The organism is Janthinobacterium salmonicoloratum (genome assembly GCF_051380845.1).
GTDB lineage: Bacteria > Pseudomonadota > Gammaproteobacteria > Burkholderiales > Burkholderiaceae_D > Janthinobacterium > Janthinobacterium lividum_F.
Genome location: NZ_JBNYXV010000001.1, coordinates 1554887 through 1575149 on the forward strand (window position 1 = coordinate 1554887; position 20263 = coordinate 1575149).

At 58.3% G+C, this 20263-nt stretch carries 15 protein-coding genes; 9 read left to right on the top strand and 6 right to left on the bottom strand.

What is annotated here, in order from left to right; all coding sequences use genetic code 11:
- Positions 1-19: 19 nt before the first annotated feature.
- The gene (locus tag ACQ4WY_RS07255) at positions 20-1342 is read right to left on the bottom strand and encodes a homoserine dehydrogenase (RefSeq protein ID WP_353660561.1); all 1323 of its coding nucleotides are present in this window, start codon (positions 1340-1342) and stop codon (positions 20-22) included.
- Between the two features lie 89 nt (positions 1343-1431).
- Entirely contained in the window at positions 1432-2661 is a 1230-nt protein-coding gene (locus tag ACQ4WY_RS07260; RefSeq protein ID WP_353660560.1) for a pyridoxal phosphate-dependent aminotransferase, read from the bottom strand.
- A 423-nt stretch (positions 2662-3084) separates the two neighbouring features.
- Between ACQ4WY_RS07260 and ACQ4WY_RS07265 the strand changes: the two genes are divergently transcribed.
- The 9 genes from ACQ4WY_RS07265 (at position 3085) to ACQ4WY_RS07305 (ending at position 13087) form a co-directional block, all read left to right on the top strand.
- On the top strand, positions 3085-3477 hold the full coding sequence (locus tag ACQ4WY_RS07265) for an Mth938-like domain-containing protein (protein ID WP_086136275.1): 393 nt from the start codon (positions 3085-3087) through the stop codon (positions 3475-3477).
- Positions 3474-5147: a glycosyltransferase family 39 protein gene (locus ACQ4WY_RS07270; protein ID WP_436503414.1), complete on the top strand. Its 1674-nt coding sequence runs from the start codon at positions 3474-3476 to the stop codon at positions 5145-5147. The genes ACQ4WY_RS07265 and ACQ4WY_RS07270 overlap by 4 nt, the downstream gene beginning before the upstream one ends.
- Before the next feature lie 205 nt (positions 5148-5352).
- Positions 5353-6489 carry a DegT/DnrJ/EryC1/StrS family aminotransferase gene (locus ACQ4WY_RS07275; protein ID WP_436503415.1) on the top strand — a complete coding sequence of 379 codons (1137 nt, stop codon included), beginning with the start codon at positions 5353-5355 and terminating at the stop codon, positions 6487-6489.
- An 11-nt stretch (positions 6490-6500) separates the two neighbouring features.
- Positions 6501-7496 (top strand): glycosyltransferase, encoded by a 996-nt coding sequence (locus ACQ4WY_RS07280; RefSeq protein ID WP_353660557.1) that lies wholly within the window; start codon positions 6501-6503, stop codon positions 7494-7496.
- Positions 7496-8413 (top strand): formyltransferase, encoded by a 918-nt coding sequence (locus tag ACQ4WY_RS07285; protein ID WP_436503417.1) that lies wholly within the window; start codon positions 7496-7498, stop codon positions 8411-8413. The genes ACQ4WY_RS07280 and ACQ4WY_RS07285 overlap by 1 nt, the downstream gene beginning before the upstream one ends.
- Before the next feature lie 21 nt (positions 8414-8434).
- Positions 8435-9487: a bifunctional UDP-4-keto-pentose/UDP-xylose synthase gene (locus tag ACQ4WY_RS07290; protein ID WP_436503419.1), complete on the top strand. Its 1053-nt coding sequence runs from the start codon at positions 8435-8437 to the stop codon at positions 9485-9487.
- Positions 9487-10446 carry a polysaccharide deacetylase family protein gene (locus ACQ4WY_RS07295; protein ID WP_436503421.1) on the top strand — a complete coding sequence of 320 codons (960 nt, stop codon included), beginning with the start codon at positions 9487-9489 and terminating at the stop codon, positions 10444-10446. The genes ACQ4WY_RS07290 and ACQ4WY_RS07295 overlap by 1 nt, the downstream gene beginning before the upstream one ends.
- Before the next feature lie 75 nt (positions 10447-10521).
- Complete coding sequence (locus tag ACQ4WY_RS07300) at positions 10522-10992, top strand: peroxiredoxin (RefSeq protein WP_034785468.1); 471 nt, start codon at positions 10522-10524, stop codon at positions 10990-10992.
- A 289-nt stretch (positions 10993-11281) separates the two neighbouring features.
- Positions 11282-13087, top strand: coding sequence for a PhoH family protein (locus tag ACQ4WY_RS07305; protein ID WP_436503423.1), 1806 nt, complete (start codon positions 11282-11284; stop codon positions 13085-13087).
- Positions 13088-13269: 182 nt separating this feature from the next.
- Here ACQ4WY_RS07305 and ACQ4WY_RS07310 read toward each other — a convergent pair whose 3' ends face one another.
- From ACQ4WY_RS07310 to ACQ4WY_RS07325, 4 genes are all read right to left on the bottom strand, one after another.
- Positions 13270-14286: a PoNe immunity protein domain-containing protein gene (locus ACQ4WY_RS07310; RefSeq protein WP_436503425.1), complete on the bottom strand. Its 1017-nt coding sequence runs from the start codon at positions 14284-14286 to the stop codon at positions 13270-13272.
- 102 nt (positions 14287-14388) lie between these two features.
- Positions 14389-15405, bottom strand: coding sequence for a PoNe immunity protein domain-containing protein (locus ACQ4WY_RS07315; RefSeq protein ID WP_436503426.1), 1017 nt, complete (start codon positions 15403-15405; stop codon positions 14389-14391).
- Positions 15406-15420: 15 nt separating this feature from the next.
- Entirely contained in the window at positions 15421-16953 is a 1533-nt protein-coding gene (locus tag ACQ4WY_RS07320; protein ID WP_436503428.1) for a hypothetical protein, read from the bottom strand.
- Positions 16950-20162, bottom strand: coding sequence for a type VI secretion system Vgr family protein (locus ACQ4WY_RS07325; RefSeq protein WP_436503429.1), 3213 nt, complete (start codon positions 20160-20162; stop codon positions 16950-16952). Before ACQ4WY_RS07325 ends, ACQ4WY_RS07320 begins: the two co-directional genes overlap by 4 nt.
- Positions 20163-20263: the final 101 nt, after the last annotated feature.

Consider the following 20263-nt stretch of genomic DNA (forward strand, 5'->3'; position numbering starts at 1 on the left):
TGCATGCAGCCGTGTGAAATCAGCTCAGGTTTTCCAGGCGGATCTTGGTGACCGTACCCACCACGCTATGCAACGCTTCCATCTTCTCGATGGCGGCGGTGACGTTCTTTTCCTGCGTCTGGTGCGTCAGCATGATGATGTCCGTATGCGTCTCGCCTTCGGCCGGCTCTTTTTGCAGCATGGCGTCGATCGAGATGCCGCGTTCTGCCAGGATGCGCGTCAGGTCGGCCAGCACGCCCGGCTGGTCGGCCACGTGCATGCGCAGGTAGTAGCTGGTGGTGATTTCCGACATCGGCAAAATCGCGATATCGGTCATCGCGTTCGGCTGGAAGGCCAGGTGCGGCACGCGGTGTTCCGGGTCGGCCGTGGCCAGGCGCGTGATGTCGACCAGGTCGGCGATCACCGACGAGGCGGTCGGCTCGGCGCCCGCGCCGCGGCCCGAATACAGGCTGGCGCCGACGGCGTCGCCATGCACCAGCACCGCGTTCATGGCGCCTTCCACATTGGCGATCAGGCGCTTTGCCGGGATCAGGGTCGGATGCACGCGTAGCTCGATGCCTTCCACGCCGTTGACGATGGCGCGCTTGGTGATACCCAGCAGCTTAATGCGGTAGCCCAGCTGCTCGGCGTAACGGATGTCGACGGCATTGAGGTTGCTGATGCCTTCCACGTAGGCCTTGTCGAACTGCACCGGGATGCCGAAGGCGATGGCCGACATGATGGTGGCCTTGTGCGCGGCGTCGACGCCCTCGATGTCGAAGGTGGGGTCGGCTTCGGCATAACCGAGTTCCTGCGCCTGTTTCAGCACGGTGGCGAAATCGAGGCCCTTGTCACGCATTTCGGACAGGATGAAATTGGTGGTGCCGTTGATGATGCCGGCGATCCATTCGATGCGGTTGGCCGTCAAGCCTTCGCGCAGCGCCTTGATGATGGGGATGCCGCCGGCGACGGCCGCTTCAAAGGCCACCATCACGCCCTTGTCCTGGGCGGCAGCGAAGATTTCGTTGCCGTGCACGGCCAGCAGGGCCTTGTTGGCCGTGACCACGTGCTTGCCGTTGGCAATGGCCTGCATCACCAGGGTTTTCGACAGGTCGTAGCCGCCGATCAGTTCGACGACGATGTCGATCTCGGGATCGTTGACGATCAGGTAGGGGTCATTGACAACCTTGCAGCCGCCGGCGACCAGCGCTTCGGCGCGCGCCACGTCGCGCACGGCGACGGCGACGACTTCAATGCCGCGGCCCGCGCGGCGTTTGATTTCTTCCTGGTTGCGTTTCAGGACGCTGAACGTGCCGTAACCGACATTGCCCAGGCCCAGCAGGCCGATCTTGATGGATTTCATAGTTGTACTTGACTGCTCATAAGTGGCGCCCCCTTGGGCGGCGCCAGGTTGATCGGTATGGTTGATCGAGATTGCTGCTGCTGGCTGATTCAGCCCCGGCCGTGACGCTTGCGGTAACCTTCGAGGAAGCGCGCAATGCGGTTCATGGCATCGGTCAGGTCGTCGGAGTTGGGCAGGAAGACGACACGGAAATGGTCGGGTGCGATCCAGTTGAACCCCGTGCCCTGCACGATCAGGACCTTGGCTTCGGCCAATAATTCATAGGCAAACTGCTGGTCGTCGGCGATCGGATAGATCTCCGGGTCCAGGCGCGGGAACATGTACAGCGCGGCCTTCGGCTTGACACAGGTGACGCCCGGAATATCGGTCAGCAGCTTGTGCGCCAGGTCGCGCTGTTTCAACAGGCGCCCGCCGGGCCCCACCAGGTCTTGTATGCTCTGGTAGCCGCCAAGCGCCGTCTGGATGGCAAACTGCCCCGGCGCGTTGGCGCATAGCCGCATCGAGGCCAGCATGTTGAGGCCCTCGATGTAATCTTTAGCGTGGCGCTTTTCGCCCGACACCACCATCCAGCCGGAACGGTAGCCGCAGGAGCGGTAATTCTTCGACAGGCCGTTCATGGTGATGAATAACACGTCGTCGGCCAGCGAGGCGATCGACACGTGCTCGGCTTCGTCGTACAGCACCTTGTCGTAGATCTCGTCGGCGAAAATGATCAATTGATGCTGGCGCGCCAGTTCGACGATCTGCAGCAGCACTTCCACCGGGTACAGCGCGCCGGTGGGATTGTTCGGGTTGATGACGACGATGGCGCGGGTATTGGGCGTGATCTTGCGACGCATGTCCTCGATGTCGGGATACCACTCGTTCTGCTCGTCGCACACATAATGCACGGGATTGCCGCCCGACAGGCTGACGGCGGCCGTCCACAGCGGGTAATCGGGCGCCGGCACCAGCACTTCGTCGCCACTGTTGAGCAGGGCGTTCATCGACATGACGATCAGTTCGGAAGCGCCATTGCCCAGGTAAATGTCATCGATGGTCACGCCGGCGATATTCTTGCCCTGCGTGTAGTGCATGACGGCCTTGCGCGGCGCGAACATGCCTTTCGAATCCGTATAGCCGGCCGCATTCTGCAGATTGAGCATCATGTCGCGCACGATCTCGTCCGGCGGATCGAAGCCGAATACGGCCAGGTTGCCGATATTGAGCTTGGTGATCTTGTGGCCTTCTTCTTCCATTTGCCTGGATTTTTCCAGGACCGGGCCGCGGATGTCGTAGCAGACGTCCGCCAATTTATTCGATTTCTGAATCGGTCGCAAAATAAATCCCTGTCGTGATGCGGCGCGGTGACCAGAACTTGCAGCATGATAGCCGCGCCAGAACTATGAACCCGTGAAACTGCGATGCGAAAGACTGCAAGGGGAAACAACCATTCTCGCCGAAAACAGGCCATTTTATCAAATTAAACATGGCGAACCCCAGCATTTGACGCCGATTCTGCCACGCTGGCGCATCCGGGCGTCAATCCGGGGGGCGCCATCTTCATCTTCCCTTAATCTTGCAGCATTACCATGGCGCAAACAGGCATGGCCACTGTGGCGCCGAACATTGCAATTTGGAAAGGATATTGCTTTTCAGTCGCTCTTTTCTGTCATTTATGGCATGCTTACGCCCTTGGCGGCGGCACGCAATTTGGCCGCGCGCGCACCGATCAACCGACACGACCAGCCCCCGATATCGCCATGAAACTCCATGCCAGCAGCACCCAACAATACCAGACTGTCACCGGCTATGACGAAAACGGCGTCGAGATCAATGCCCAGCCCTACAACTACAGCCTGATCGTCATGCCGGAAACGCCGCCACGGGCGTGGGAGGTGGACAGTTTCGAACAGCTGAGCGAGGCGCATTTCGCGCAAATCCTGGCCGATGCGCCCGACGTGGTCATCCTCGGCACGGGCGAGCGCCAGCGTTTTGTGCACCCGAAGCTGACGGCCGCGCTGACCATGCGCCGCATCGGCGTCGAATGCATGGATAGCCAGGCAGCCTGCCGCACCTACAATATCCTCATGGGCGAAGGCCGCAAAGTCACCCTGGCCCTGATCCTGGCTCCGGCCGCAGGCAAGGCCGCATGAAAATCAATGTCAACGAACTGCACTCTTCCCGGGTGCTGATGTGGTCCCTGCTGGGCATCTTCATCGTCGTCACCCTGTATGCGCTGGGGGTGCGCACCCTGGTACCGCCCGACGAAGGCCGCTACGCCGAGATGGCGCGCGAAATGTTCGTCACGGGCGACTGGATCACCACGCGCCTGAACGGCATCAAGTACTTTGAAAAACCGCCGCTGCAAACGTGGATGAATGCGCTGACCTTCGCCGCCTTCGGCCTGGGCGAATGGCAGGCACGCCTGTGGACTGGCCTGTGCGGCATCATCGGCGTGTGCATGACAGCCTACGCGGGCAAGAAAGTGTTCGGCCCGCGCGTGGGCCTGTATGCTGGCCTGGTACTGGCGTCGAGCCTGTTCTGGCTCGCTTCCGGCCAGATCAATTCGCTGGACATGGGCCTGTCGGGCATGATGACGATTACCCTGGGTAGCCTGCTGGTCGCCCAGCGCGACGACGCCACGGCGCTGGAACGGCGCAACTGGATGCTGGTGTGCTGGGCTGGCATGGCGCTGGCCGTGCTGGCCAAAGGCCTGATCGGCATCGTGCTGCCGGGCGGCGTGCTGGTGCTGTATTCGCTGTGTGCGCGCGACTGGCGCATCTGGACGCGTTTGCACCTGGTCAAGGGCTTGCTGGTGTTCTTTGCCATCGCCACGCCGTGGTTCGTGCTGGTCGCCCTGCGCAATCCGGAACAGCCGCATTTCTTCTTCATCCACGAGCATTTCCAGCGCTTCCTGATGAAGGGCCACAAGCGCGAAGGCGCCTGGTACTACTTCCTGGTGCTGCTCATTCCCGGCATCCTGCCATGGATAGGCGTGCTGCCACAAAGCCTGGCCGCCGCCTTCCAGCGCCAGGAGGGCGCCTTCCAGCCCCGCTTGATGCTGCTGGTCTGGGCCATCTTCATTTTCTTCTTTTTCAGCTATTCAACCTCGAAGCTGCCTGGCTATATCGTGCCCATCTTCCCGGCGCTGGCCCTGCTGGTGGCGCTGTACCTGGAATCGGCCTCGCGCCGCCAGCGCCTGTTCGCCGCCGGCCTGCTGTGCGTGCTGGGCGCGGCCATCCTGATCGGCGGACCGATCGCCTTCGGCAAGGCCAGCGCACGCGATGCGGAAGCCCTGACTGCGCTCAAGGGCTACCAGCCATGGCTGATGGCGGCCGGCTTCTTTGCCCTGGCCGGCGGCGCCCTGGCCTTGCTGCATGCGCGCCAGTTGCGCCGCGACATGACGGTGCTGACCATCGCCGGCGCCGGCTTCCTGGCCACGCACTGCATCCTGGCCGGCTCCGAACTGTATGGCCAGAACCGCGCAGGCACCGACATGCTGCCGCAGATCCAGGCCGAACTGACGGCCGATACCAAGCTCTATTCGGTCGGCATCTATGAACAGTCGCTGACGTATTATCTGCAGCGGCCCGTGATCCTCGTCGATTACTGGGATGAATTCACGTTTGGCCTGAAACAGCAGCCCGAACTGTCCATCCCGAGCATTGAGCCTTTCATCACGCAATGGACGAACGATGCCAACGCCGGCGTGCCCGACATGGCCATTATCAGCCTGAACCGTTATAAGGAATTGCAAGAGCGTGGCGTGCCCATGCGTGTGATTGCCGAAGATGCGCGCCGCATGGTGATTGCCAACAAATAAATATTTAAAGGGGCGCGAGGCAGCACGGATCGCGCCCCGGCCAGCCTGCCCCGGCCCCGCATCAGCAGGATTTTTCACCGCTGAAGGGGCTGCGCCGCCATACTGACGATATAAAATAGCCATACCTGCCGTCGGCTTTTGACCGCACTGGCAGCCTCGGCGACGCCGATACCCTGACACAATACAGATCCAAGAATTGCGCCCCATGACCTCTACCCTGCCCTTTTTGCCCTTTTCCAAACCCACCATCGACGAGGCGACCATCGCCGCCGTCGGTGAAGTGCTGCGCTCGGGCTGGATCACCAGCGGCCCGAAAGTGCAGGCCTTCGAAGCCCAGCTGTCCGAGTATTTCGGCGGGCGCCCCGTGCGCACCTTCAATTCGGGCACGTGCACCATGGAAATCGCGCTGCGCATCGCCGGCATAGGCCCCGGTGACGAAGTCATCACCACGCCCGTGTCGTGGGTAGCGACGGCCAACGTCATCATCGAAGTGGGTGCCACGCCCGTGTTTGCCGATATCGACCCCGTCACCCGGAATATCGACCTCGACAAGCTGGAAGCGGCCATCACCCCGCGTACGAAAGCCATCATCCCCGTCTATCTGTCAGGCTTGCCCGTCGACATGGACCGCCTGTACGCGATTGCTGAAAAGTACAATTTAAGGGTCGTGGAAGACGCGGCGCAAGCGTTCGGCTCCACCTGGAAGGGCAAGCGCATCGGCGCATTTGGCGACTTCGTCTCGTTCAGCTTCCAGGCCAACAAGAACATCACCACGGGCGAAGGCGGCTGCCTCGTCCTCAACAACCTGGAAGAAGCCAAGCTGGCCGAGAAATACCGGCTGCAGGGCGTGACGCGCAGCGGCGTCGACGGCATCGACGTCGATGTGCTGGGCGGCAAATACAACATGAGCGACATCATGGCCGCCATCGGCCTGGGCCAGTTCGCCAACATCGATGCGATCACGGCCCACCGCCGCGCGCTGGCACGCCACTATTTCGCGCAATTCGGCAGCGACTTCGAAGCGCAGAGCGGCGCCCAGCTGCCCGTGCAGGACTTTGAAAACAGCAACTGGCATTTGTTCCAGATCATCCTGCCCGACAATGGACCCGGCACGCGCGCCGCCTTCATGCAGCAAATGGCGCAGCAAAACGTGGGAACGGGCTATCATTACGCACCGATCCACCTGTTTACCATGTACCGCGAACGCGGCTTTACCGAAGGCATGTTCCCCGTCTCGGAAAAGATCGGCCGCCTGACCGTGACCTTGCCGATGTTCTACGCCATGACGACACAGGACGTGGAACGCGCCGTCGCCACCGTCAAATCCATACTCGTCAAATGAGCAGCGCGCCGATGAAACCTGAACTGTCCATTATCATTCCAATCTATAACGAGCAGGATGGCCTGGCCAGCCTGTTCGCCCGCCTGTATCCGGCCCTCGATGCCTTGCAGACGAGCTACGAGATCATCTTCATCAACGATGGCAGCCGCGACAATTCGGTGGCCATTCTGGCGGAACAGTTCCGCCAGCGCCCCGACGTCACGCGCGTAGTCTTGTTCAATGGCAATTATGGCCAGCACATGGCCATCCTGGCCGGTTTTGAAGCCTCGCGCGGGCAAATCATGGTCACACTCGACGCCGACCTGCAAAACCCGCCCGAAGAAATCGGCAACCTGGTAGCGAAGATGCGCGAAGGCCACGATTACGTGGGTTCGATCCGGCGCAAGCGGCAAGATTCCGCCTGGCGCACGCTGGCGTCGAAAATGATGAACCGCCTGCGCGAAAAGATCACGAATATCAAGATCACCGACCAGGGCAACATGTTGCGCGCCTATGGCCGCAACGTGATCGACCTGGTCAACCAGTGCGCCGAAGTCAACACCTTTGTTCCCGCCCTGGCCTACACGTTTGCCCGCAAGCCCACGGAAATCATCGTCGAGCACGAGGAACGCTCGGCCGGCGAGTCGAAATATTCGCTGTACAGCCTGATCCGCCTCAATTTCGACCTGGTCACGGGCTTTTCCCTGATTCCCCTGCAAATCTTTTCGATGCTGGGCATGGCCATGTCGCTGGGCTCGGCATTGCTGGTGATCTTCCTGCTGGTACGCCGCTTCCTGCTGGGCGCCGAGGCCGAAGGCGTATTTACCCTGTTCGCCATCGCCTTCTTCTTCATGGGCGTGATCCTGTTCGGCATCGGCCTGGTGGGCGAATACGTGGGACGCATCTTCCAGCAAGTGCGCGCCCGTCCCCGCTATGTGGTGCAGACCATCTTGCAGGACGGCATGACCCAGGCGGAAGCCGAGGCGCCATCGTACGTGCGCCTGGAAAAGCGCCAGGTGGGCCGCTGATGGGCGCCCCACGCGCCGTCGTCTTCGGCTATCACAATGTGGGCGTGCGCTGCATCAAGGTGCTGCTGGCCGGGGGCGTCGATATCGCCCTGGTCGTCACCCATGAAGACAGCCCCACGGAAAACCTGTGGTTCGAATCCGTCGCCAGCCTGTGCCAGGCCGAAGGCATCCCCTACATCACGCCATCGGACGCGCGCGCGCCCGAACTGCTGGCGCAGGTGCAGGCGGCAACTCCGGACATGCTGTTCAGCTTTTACTACCGTCACATGTTGCCCGCCAGCATCCTGGAAGTCGCGCCCGCCTACAATATGCACGGCTCGCTGCTGCCGCAATTCCGCGGCCGCGCGCCCGTCAACTGGGCCGTGCTGCATGGCGCCCCGCAGACGGGCGCCACCCTGCATGAAATGACGGTCAAGCCGGACGCCGGCGCCATCGTGGCGCAAACGGCCGTGCCCATCCTGCCCGACGACACGGCCTTCGAAGTCTTCGGCAAGGTCACCGTGGCGGCGGAGCAAACGCTGTGGAACGTGCTGCCGGCCTTGCTGGACGGCACGGCGCCGCGCCAGCTCAACGATTTGCGCCAGGGCGGCTACTTTGGCGGGCGCAAGCCCGAAGACGGCAGGATCGACTGGAAGTTACCCGCACAACAGGTATACAACCTGCACCGGGCCGTCGCACCGCCCTATCCCGGCGCCTTCACCGAAGTCAATAGTGTCATTTACACCATCGAAAAAGCCCGTTTGAGCAAGCATTCCGCAGGAAGTTTGCCACCGGGCTTGGCGGTAGTGGATAATTGCATCTTTGGCGTCTGCGGAGACGGCCGCATGTTGGCCATTTCCGCGCTGAGGGCTGCCGGGGAGCCAATTTCGGCTCAACAGTTGCAAGCAAGTCTGACCACCCGCGTCAGCACACACTGATATCACTCAAGAGAATCTCACATGAAAAAAGTCCTCATCTTAGGCGTCAACGGCTTCATCGGCCACCACCTGTCCAAGCGCATCCTGGAAACCACCGACTGGCATGTCTACGGCATGGACATGAACAGGGACCGCATCACGGAATTGCTGGAAGATGACAACTACAAGTCGCGCATGCACTTCTTTGAAGGCGACATCACGATCAACAAGGAATGGGTCGAATACCACGTCAAGAAATGCGACGTGATCCTGCCCCTGGTCGCCATCGCCACGCCATCGACCTACGTCAAGCAGCCGCTGCGCGTCTTCGAACTGGACTTCGAAGCCAACCTGCCCATCGTCCGCTCGGCCGCCAAGTACGGCAAGCATCTGGTCTTCCCGTCGACTTCGGAAGTGTATGGCATGTGCCATGACGAGGAATTCGATCCGGAAAACTCGGAACTGATCTGCGGCCCGATCAACAAGCCGCGCTGGATCTATTCGAACGCCAAGCAATTGATGGACCGCGTGATCTGGGGCTACGGCATGGAAGGCTTGAACTTCACCCTGTTCCGTCCCTTCAACTGGATCGGCGCCGGCCTGGACTCGATCCACACGCCGAAAGAAGGTTCCTCGCGCGTGGTGACGCAATTCTTCGGCCACATCGTGCGCGGCGAGAACATCTCGCTGGTCGACGGCGGCGCGCAGAAACGCGCGTTCACCTACATCGACGACGGCATCGATGCGCTGATCCGCATCATCGCCAACAAGAACGGCATCGCCAGCGGCAAGATCTACAACATTGGCAATCCGACCAATAACTATTCGATCCGCGACCTGGCTGGCATGATGCTGACCCTGGCCGCCGAATACCCGGAATACGCTGAAGGCGCGAAACACGTGAAAATCGTGGAAACGACCTCGGGCGCGTACTACGGCGCCGGCTACCAGGACGTGCAAAACCGCGTGCCGAAAATCACGAATACCTGCGAAGAGCTGGGCTGGGCGCCTGTCACCACCATGGCCGATTCCCTGCGCAATATTTTCGACGCCTACCGCAGCCAGGTAGCCCAAGCCAAAGCCTTGATGGATTAATGTTGAGCAAGCCGTTCCTGACCCTGAAAATCGACGTCGATACCTATCGCGGCACACGTGAAGGCATGGGCAATCTGGTGCGCATGCTGGCCGCGCACCAGGCCAAGGCCACCTTTCTGTTTTCGCTGGGCCCCGACCATACGGGCTGGGCCCTGCGGCGCGCCTTGAAGCCCGGCTTTTTCAGCAAGGTGTCGCGCACCTCGGTGGTCGAGCACTACGGCTTGAAAACATTGATGTACGGCACCTTGCTGCCGGGACCCGATATCGGCAAGCAATGCGCGGCGCAATTGCGCGCCGTGCGCGATGCCGGTTTCGAGTGCGGCATCCACACCTGGGATCACACCCTGTGGCAAGACAACGTGGCCAGGCGCAACGCCGCCTGGACCATCAACATGATGCGCAAGGCCGCCAACCGCTATGAACAGGTGTTTGGCGTAGCGGCGCACACGCATGGCGCGGCCGGCTGGCAAATGAATGTCAGCGCCTTCGTCGAACACGACACGGCCGGCTACCGCTTTGCCTCCGATGGCCGCGCCATGCTCGACGCGCGCGGCGCCATGGTGCATCCGGGCAATGGCCCGCATCGCGTGCGCAACGGCAACACCATCCTGCAATGCGTGCAATTGCCCACCACCCTGCCCACCCTGGACGAGCTGCTGGGCTGCGAAATCGACGGCAAACTGATCACAACGAGCAATGTTGCCGCGCATATCCTGTCATTGACGGCGGACAATCCGCGCGATCACGTATATACCTTGCATGCGGAACTTGAAGGACAGAAACTCGCCCCCATTTTCGAACAACTGCTGGCTGGCTGGAAAGCCCAGGGCTACCAGTTTGTAGCGATGGGCGATTATTATGAAAAGATAAAAGATACGGACTTGCCCGTTTGCCCCGTCACCTGGGATGAGTTACCCGGGCGTTCGGGACGCCTGATTGTGCAGGGCAAAGCGGCCTGAATGCTGTATTGTTGCACCTGGATGCGTTGCCAGATTAAAAAACAGCGCTGATGATCACCGTTCAGGAGAGAACCTGTGGCTGATAGCCAATCCCTCGTTAGCATACCCGACTTTAGCGCCGCCATGACCAGCGGCAAGACCTTTCAGTTGCTGGGCCGCCCGGCTAAGGCCACCGTGCTGTTTTTCTATCCGAAGGACAACACCCCTGGCTGCACCACGGAAAACATCGCCTTCCGCGATGCTTATTCGCAATTCGTCGCCGCCGGCGTGGAAATCTACGGCATCAGCCGCGATTCCCTGCGCTCGCACGAAAGTTTCAAAGCCAAGCTGGAACTGCCGTTCGAGCTTATTTCCGACCCGGACGAAGCCGTTTGCCTGCTGTTTAACGTCATGAAGATGAAACAGATGTACGGCAAGACGGTGCGTGGCGTCGAACGCAGTACGTTTGTGATTGACGCCCAGGGCCGATTGGTGAAAGAATGGAGAGGCGTGAAGGTCGCAACTCACGTGGAAGAAGTGCTGGAATTCGTAGCGCATCTGAATTGATCGTCTATTTTGATCCAATGCGCGTTGCCGGCTTCCAGCGAGCTTAGTTCAACCGCAATTCAGTTCACGGTACCTATCGCCATTTTGAGTCAACGAAGCGCCTCCATCCACTCCGCCAGGCGGGCCTGTAGCCCGCCGATGGCGTCCATGACCGGCCATGCTGCCGGCCTTCCGGCAGTTACTCGTCCTGTAGCACTGTTGTTCCCCCGCATCCACCCCATGAGAAGTGCCGCCAGAAGCTGGCTGCCCATGGGCGATTCATTCCAGAAATTTTTTGATTGAGATCCTGATGCCACTGCCAAAATTACCGAGCAAGCCAGCCACCATCCTGGCCACCCAAGATTACCCAAGCACAGGCGCAGCGCGCCCGGCCACCAAAACCCCGGCAGCCAAGAAAGTGGCTGCACCAATTATTGAAGCGGCGATCGCCGAAGTTGCCAAGCCGGTCCGCAATGCGGCCACGAAGATCAAGCAAGTAGCGGCCCTGATGGTCGCCAAGCCTGCACCGGCGCCGGTTGCGGCCGTCCCCGCCGCCGCACCTGCTGTTGCAGCGAAAGCCAAGCCGGCGACAAAAGGCAAGGTCACGCCGATCAAGCCCGTCAAGCAAGCCGAGCAGCCACACCCGGCCAAGCACAAGGCTGTGGAAGTGCAGCTCAAGTCGTCCGCCAGCCGTGCCGCCGACCAGCGCGGCATCAGCAAGCTGTTCGTGCTCGACACGAACGTGCTGATGCACGATCCATCGTCGCTGTTCCGCTTCGAGGAACACGATGTGTACCTGCCGATGATGACACTGGAAGAGCTGGACAACCATAAAAAGGGCATGACGGAAGTGGCGCGCAATGCACGCCAGGTCTCGCGTACGCTCGACGCCCTGATCAGCAATACGGATGACGACGCCATCGAACACGGCATCTTGCTGTCCAAGCTGGGCAACAAGGACGCCAAGGGCCGTCTGTTCTTCCAGACGCGTTTGCAAAGCGCCGACTTGCCGGCTGGCTTGCCAGTGGGCAAGGCGGACAATCAGATCCTCGCCGTCGTGCGCTCGCTCGAGTCGGAACAGGAAGGCCGCCCCGTTGTGCTGGTGTCGAAAGACATCAACATGCGCATCAAGGCGCGCGCCCTGGGCTTGCCAGCCGAAGATTACTTCAACGACCATGTGCTGGAAGACACGGACTTGCTGTACTCGGGCATCGTGCAATTGCCGGACGACTTCTGGAACAAGCACGGCAAGGACATGGAATCGTGGCAGGAAAGCAAGAACGGCTACAGTTCCACCTTCTACCGCGTGACGGGGCCGTTCATTCCATCGCTGCTGGTCAACCAATTCATTTACCTGGAACCGAAAAACGGCGAAACGCCATTCTACGGCCAGGTCAAACAGATCAACGGCAAGACGGCCGTGCTGCAAACCCTGCGCGACTTCAGCCACACGAAGAACAATGTGTGGGGCGTGACGGCACGCAACCGCGAGCAGAACTTCGCGCTGAACTTGCTGATGAATCCGGAATGCGATTTCGTCACCCTGCTGGGCCAGGCCGGTACCGGCAAGACCCTGCTGGCCCTGGCCGCCGGCCTGGCGCAAGTGCTGGAAACCAAGCTCTACAACGAAATCATCGTTACCCGCGTCACGGTGCCGGTGGGCGAAGACATCGGTTTCCTGCCAGGCACGGAAGAAGAAAAGATGTCGCCATGGATGGGCGCCTTCGACGACAACCTGGAAGTGCTGAACAAGTCCGACTCCGATGGCGGCGAATGGGGCCGTGCGGCAACGCAAGACCTGATCCGCTCGCGCATCAAGATCAAGTCGCTCAACTTCATGCGCGGCCGCACCTTCGTCAACAAGTTCCTCATCATTGATGAAGCACAAAACTTGACGCCGAAACAAGTCAAGACCCTGGTCACGCGCGCCGGTCCCGGCACGAAGATCCTGTGCCTGGGCAACATCGCGCAGATCGACACGCCGTACCTGACGGAAGGCTCCAGCGGCCTGACCTACGTGGTCGACCGCTTCAAGGGCTGGGCCCACAGCGGCCACGTCACCCTGGCCCGCGGCGAGCGTTCGCGCCTGGCCGACCACGCCAGCGAAGTGCTGTAAGTTTTGACCGGGCGGCAACAGCCGCCTCAATATCAGAAAGCCCCGCCGGCACTGCTGCAGGCGGGGCTTTTTACGTTTGCAGCGCCTGGCAGCCGCACCGTAGGGTCATGCGTCCCGCGCGGCGGACTATATCTTGGATTTCAAGCGATGCTTTGTTAGCCAGAAATAGATACCCAACAAAGTCATTGCTCAGTAAATCGCCAGACGGTCAATCCATACAGCGAGCCCAGATTATCCATTTCCTCGTTCTGTTGATAACGACGCAGTTCCGGCACCACATCCAGCGACTGCCATAATCCTGCCTTGGGGCAGGGATCGCCGGCCTTGGCGCGCAGTTCGTTGGGAGCAATCGGGTCGCTACCCTCCGGTGCATAATCCTTTTTTGCCTGTCTTGCGAAATCAACTAAATCCTTGGGATAGAACCGCGCGCTGGCATAACTGCTGTCATCAATGTCGAGCAGAAAGGTGATGGCTGCGGCTTCCCAGGACCAATAGCCCCAGAACGAGATATCGCGCGTATGCGCATTGTAATAAGGCTCGCGCCGGCTGGCGTGGTACCAATCTTCCAAATACTCGGCCATTAAAGCAGGGCGATCTTTTTCCGATGCGGAAAAAATTTTCAGCGTTTTAAAATAAGGCAGATGTCGCACGCAATCATTGAACGAAACAGATCGATTTTCGGAATAATTACTTAACATTCTCTCAATCATCCCGTCTTTTTCGTGATTGTTGAAATCTATAATTGGAATTAGCTTCGGAATTAAACTATCCCAACCTAATAGAACTCCAAAACAAATCATCCTATTTACTTTATTATATGCATTACCAGGTAACCCGAAGTGAGGGTAGCCACGCTCACTTTCATTTTTTAAACTCTCGTCATAAGCTTCGTTATAGAATGCGTAAAGCTCCCAATATTCCAACGCAGTTGGATAGAATGATCGAAGTTCATTTACTTCATGGCCCGCACTATACATCGTTGACAACAGATCAATCGCAACGAATGCACGTTGCTGCGTCCCCACCATAAAATTATATAATGGAATTTTCTTTATACCCTCTTCCTTCTGTTGAAGCGCGTGCTTTAACTTATCAAAAGATCTCATTGAAGAATTATAATTTTCCTCATAAATTTCATAATCCAGCAAATTTTCTCTTTTTTTACTTGAAAAAACCACTTCGCTTAGTATTGAATTCATTTTTATCCGGTATTTAATAAACGGCTGAATCGGAATTTCGGTGTTAATTCTGCGCAACGAAATATGACTATCCTATACTCAAAAAATAGAAACACCACAAAATCATTGTTCGGCAAATCGCCAAACGGTCAATCCATAAAGCGAGCCCAGATTATCCATTTCCTCGTTCTGTTGATAACGACGCAGTTCCGGCACCACATCCAGCGACTGCCATAATCCTGCCCTGGGGCAGGGATCGCCGGCCTTGGCGCGCAGTTCGTTGGGCGCAATCGGGTCGCTACCCTCCGGTGCATAATCCTTTTTTGCCTGCCTGGCGAAATCAACTAAATCTTTAGGATAGAACTGCGCGCTGGCATAACTGCTGTCATCGATGTCGAGCAAAAAGGTGATGGCTGCGGCTTCCCAGGACCAATATCCCCAAAACGAGATATCCCGCGTATGCGCATCGTAATAAGGCTCGCGCCGGCTGGCGTGATACCAATCGTCCAAATATTCGGCCATTAAGGCAGGACGATCTTTTTCCGATGCGGAAAAAATTTTCAATGTCTTAAAATATGGCAAATGTCTTAAACAAGAGTCGGGTGGTTCCGGTCTATTACTGACAAAGAACCCAAGCATCCGCTCCAGCATCCCATCTTTTTGGTAATTATTAAAATCAATGATTGGCACCAAAAGTGGAATTATATTATTCCATCCCAATAAAATACCAAAACACATCATCCTATTTACACGATCAAAATCTTTCCCAGGTAATTCGAAATGTGGAAAACCCCTATCACTATCTGATGTTTGCCGCGAATCGTAAATATCATTATACTTGGCATAGGATTCCCAATAACTCAATACTTCAGGATAAAAACTTCTTATTTTTTCAATCTCAATACCGGCACTATACTGAGTAGCGAGAAAATCTATTGCGTCCCAAGATCTTCTTCGGGCGGCGATCATTAGCCGAATAGGTTCAATTTTATTCAGATAAACTTGATTTCTATTAAGACTCTCACCTACAACATCAAAAGTTTCCATTATATCCTCACACTTTTCTTTATAGATATCATAGGATAATAATTTCTCTCTTTTTTTCTTAAAAAAATCCCCAATCTCAATAATTTTTTCCATAAATTACCTTCATAATTATTTATTCATTATATTATCTGGAATATTCAATATCAGCTGTATTGCATGTTTAGTTCCGTTTGATTTTTTATGCTGCGCTAATTGCCTTCCAGTTACCAAGCAAATCCAGCGTTCATAAGGATGCCTGCCATTTTTATCGGATGCTTGGTATTTTTCATATTTTCTTATCAGTTTTTTAATAATCATACCTTGAGCTGTAAGATTTTCTTTTTCAAGAGCATCGACAATCCAGGTATGACTCATCTGGGCAGCCAGCTTTGTTTCACGATTGGCTTTGTTCAGTCCGCTTCTTATGGTCCCTGCATTCCCAGAACGCCCCACATTTACAATCTTATCGGCATACTCATCGCGCCGATCATTGTCAAAAATATTAGGCCTTCTATTTTTAAGCGGATTGGCAGCTTCATCTTCTCGCAATGTATTAAATTTTTCTTTCATCTCATAAGGCAACGCATTGATCAGGTTAAAGGAATCAAAGATGCTTGACTTGGTTTCGCCAACCACGAATGGTTGTATCAAATTCAGGGGATTTGACCACAGGTGATCAAGGCCGTTGTGCGACATGCTATGTTCTTCAGTCAAAACACCCCCGTTATTAGCTTTGTGAAAAGCAATATGCTTGTTTTTCACAGAGTAATCAGTAATGTGTTCCGCAGGCACCCCGCTACGCCAATTTTTCTTTTTCTCGCCTTTTTTCTTGGTATTAACCTTGGTGGTATTCGGCGTGGCCTTGTTTTCCTTCGCGTCCTTGTTTTTCTTCGCCAGTAGTTTCTTTTCTGCCGCAGCGGCGGCCTTTCCTTCTTTCTTGGCAACGGTCGTGGCTAGATCCTGTCCCTCTTGCCGCACGACCTTGCCCGAGGTCGCCCCTAGCGCCGCCGTGGTGTGGGGAAGTTCATTTCCCATCATCTTCGCGTGCACTTTTTTCAGGTCGGCAAACGCATCGTCGATCATGCGCGGCCCCTGCTTCTGCAATGCCTTGAGTTCGCCGATGAGCTGTCTGATTTCCGGGCCTCCTGCCATGGCTTTGACCACCCAGCTGTCAATGCCGTCGATGAAGGTCTCGATCGCACTGTTGAACAGGCCTTTGCTATCCTTGCTCAGCGCGCCCCAATCGATCTTGCGCATGAATTTTTCAACGTTGCCGCGCAGGGTAGGCGACACTGCTTCAAGTACGCGGCCGAAATGGCTGCCTTGTTTCATGAGTTTAAAACCCACTTTCAGGCTGTCGCCCACTGCCGGCACGCAGCCGACCAAGGTGATCACCAGCTCCACCCAGCCACCTACCGCCGCCGGCGATTTGGAAATCTGGATCACTCCCAGGATGAGATCGCGCGCATCCATAGCCTGGCCTACGCCAGGAATCACTCCGAGGATGCCCGTGACGATGATGTGCGATGGCGAGGAACCTGAACCTGTCACCAGTTCAGCCAGCCAGCCGCCGATGCCGTCGTCGGCTTCGCGCAGGGCGCGTCCGGCTGGCGAGACGACATTGCCATGGCCAGGCCCTATAGCGCTCACGACATTACTCATACCTGATCCTCGCCATTGTCGTGCCGCTCGCGATAATTTTTTTCGGCTTCCCTGTCTTCAGGTGTCTCTTCATCCGCATAGCGGTAATCGTCATAGTGAAAATCGTATTCAAGTGTGTGGCTCCCCGCGCCGGGCGGTCGCTCAGCAGCCATCTCGGCTAATTCGTCTGGAAAATAATTGTCTTTGTAGTACGCATCTTCCTGCGCCAGATACTTTTCGAGGACGGCTTGCGCCTCTTCATCGCTACGCGGTTTAGCGCCGATCACCTGATTGGTTTTTTGTTTCTTGCGCGGCTCGGCATCGCGCTCATCCTCGCCGTACAGCACCACCGCTCCGCTGTTCGGAATATCGTCCAGGCGGGCAAAGCCGTGCGCATCCAGCTTGCCTTCCATCGTGATGCCATTGGCAAACAAGAGCGTGTACGGTGCGCCAACCATGGGCTGCAGGTCGTCCCAACGGTAATTCAGTTCCAGGAAATTTTTAGCTTGGCCGGCCTGCGGCAAATAGGGCAGCTTCGCTGCGCTGCTCGCCGGCCCCGTCAACTCCTTCATGCTGGCCTTGAACTCCATCTTGCCCGGCCCGTGGATCTCGATATTGCCGCCTTCGAGCTTGAGGTAGGCGCCCTGCACCGTCATCAGCACGTGCTGCTTGGCCGCGATGGCGACGCTTTTGGCGGTGCTCGTCACAGTTACCGCCTTCTCGGCGGTCAGGCGCGTTTCTCCGGACTGGCTCTGGCTGCTGACCTTGCCGCTGGCGGCATGCAGCCTGATGCCGGTTTCCTGGTTCGGCTTGTCGGCGTCGCTGGCCTTGCCGTAGGTGAACAGGCTGATGCCGGACTGTACGGCGTGGAAATGGTTGCCTTGCGCGCCAAAGTTGATGTCGTGGCCGGCCACGATGCTGCTGGTGTTGCCTGCGGCGAAGATGGCATGGGCCGGCGTGGTGGCGGCGATGCCGGCCGGGCTGGACAATTGCAACAGGGGCGCGCTGTAGGCGATGGCCTGGGCCGCGCCGCTGCCGTCGCTGGCCTTGAGCGCGTCGATGCTGTGCCGCATTTGCTGCAGCGCGGGCAAGGCGTCCGGCGCCGCTTCAGCCTGCCCTTGCTCGTCCTTAAAGCCGGCGTTATGTTTTTGCGCCGTTTGCGCCAGTGTCGTTTGCAGCGCCAGACTGTGTTCGATTTGCGCCACCGCCTCGCTTGCATCCATCAGGCTGCCGCCGCTGCGCTGATGCGTCGACAACAACAGGCCTTGTCCGGCGCGCAGCGCGGTGCTGTGTTCGGTCTTCAGTTCGGCGCCAAAACCAGCCGGCGCCAGGCGCTGGTTGTCCGTCTGGTGGCGCAAGTGCCCCAGATTCAGTTCCGCCGTGCCCTGATGCGCGGCGGCGTGGCGTTGCAGCGACAGGCGCGACTGGCCGGGGCTGTCATCGAACACCAGCTGGCTGTAGGCGCCGCTGCCCAGGCCGCTGCTGCTCATCGTTTGCGACTTGATGCCGGACAAGGCCGCCGGATGCGCGTGACCGGCCGCAGCGCCGGGAAACCAGGCGGGGGAGTTACCGGTCGCTACGCCCGAGCCCTGGGCCACCCGGTTTTGCTGGGCATCCGACTGACCCTGGCCGTTGTAGACCGTGCCAATGACCACCGGCCGATCGATGTTTCCTTCTAAAAAGTCGATCACCACTTCCTGGCCAACGCGGGGCACGGCATGGCCACCCCAGTTGGCGCCCGCCATGGGCGCCAACGTCGTTGCCACGCGCACCCAGGTGCCGGCACTGTCATCGCCGGGCGCGCCGGTATGGCTGTCGGTATGCGGGTGTGGCAGGCGGCTGTGGCTGAGCGTGCCCCGTTGCCAGTGAAATTGCACCTTGATGCGATGGTCACGATCGGTATGGATCACGGCGCCGGAAGGGCCGACCACGATCGCCGTCTGCTGCCCGGCTACCGTCGGGCGCGGATGTAGCAGGCGACCGTGCTGGTCGGCGCCTGTGGCGCGATAAGGAACACTGCTGCGGATCGCATCGATGCGGTTACGGTACAGGGGCAGCTCGGCGATGCCCGCCATCTGGTGCAGGCCGCTGTCCAGTTCCTTGCCGATCGCCATGGCCAGTAGGCCGGCGCTGAGTCTCTGCGTGATGCTGGCCTGCAAGTCGGCACTCAAATTGTTGTGCATCAAATGGACCGTGCGCACGATTAAAAAATCGCGTTCGTCATCGCTGGCCGCGTCGAACAGCGCATGGCCGTGCAAGGTGAAAGTGGTGCCGGGCGACAGCGTGCGCACGGTACCGGCGCCGACGTGGACCTCCTTGCAGGCCTGTAACGCTTGCAACTGCCTGACGGCGATGCGCTGCCCCTGTTCGCGCGACGCGTAAGCATAAGCGCCCGGCGCATCACGGCTGAGCAAGGCCGCGCCGGACGCGTCGCCATGAGCGGCGACCGGGCGCTGATCGAGCGAACGGTAATCCCAACTGCCCATTTCGATGGCATTGGTTTGCTGGCGCCATTCGGTGCGCCAGCGGTCGATGCTGTCGACCTTCATCACGGCGCCCGGCTGGGTGAAGTTGACGGCGGGCTGGACATTTGGCGAAAAGGCGCCATTGTGGTCAGCGATGACCAGCGTGTGGCTGCCCAGGGACGGGCTGCTGGCGTCGCCAGTATGCTCAAAATAGTAAAACAGGCCTTCTTCCAGCATCAGCCGTTCGGCAAACGCCAAGTCGCTTTCTTGGTACTGGGTGGTCAGGCTACGCAGTGGATACACGGCGCTCTCGGCAATATTGAAGCGCCATGCGGGCGCCAGCTTGCCTTGCCCCTCATACGCGGCAAAGAGCGCGTCGAGGATGTCGCACACGGTCATGTCCTGGAACACGCGGCTATCCCGGCCGCGCGCCAGGAACGCCGTCCACGGCTCCACAGTCAGGTGGTAACGCGCCAGGCCGCCATTCGCGCCAAGCAGTTCGACGGCGGTGATGTGGCCGTGAAACGGGCGCCAGTCGTCGGTGCTGGCGGCGGTCAATAACTCAAGCAGGGAGGGCTGACCGATCAGCGCGCGCAGCGAGATGGCGGCATCGGTGGACAGGGCCGCGATCTGAAACGCGAACCCCTGGCTGAGCCCTTCCTCGCCGCGCACGCATTCGGCCAGCAAGCGGTTCTCGCCCAGTGGCGTGGTCAACCGCAGCAATCTGGTGGCTTGCGTGAAGCCCGCAAGCGGCGAAGTGAGCATCGGATACTCCAAATGGCGGTCTCCCGCCTGAAAATTACTAAATATGCATTTTTACTAAAGACATTACACCTCAGAATTATTTTTCTAGCAAGAGTGATTCG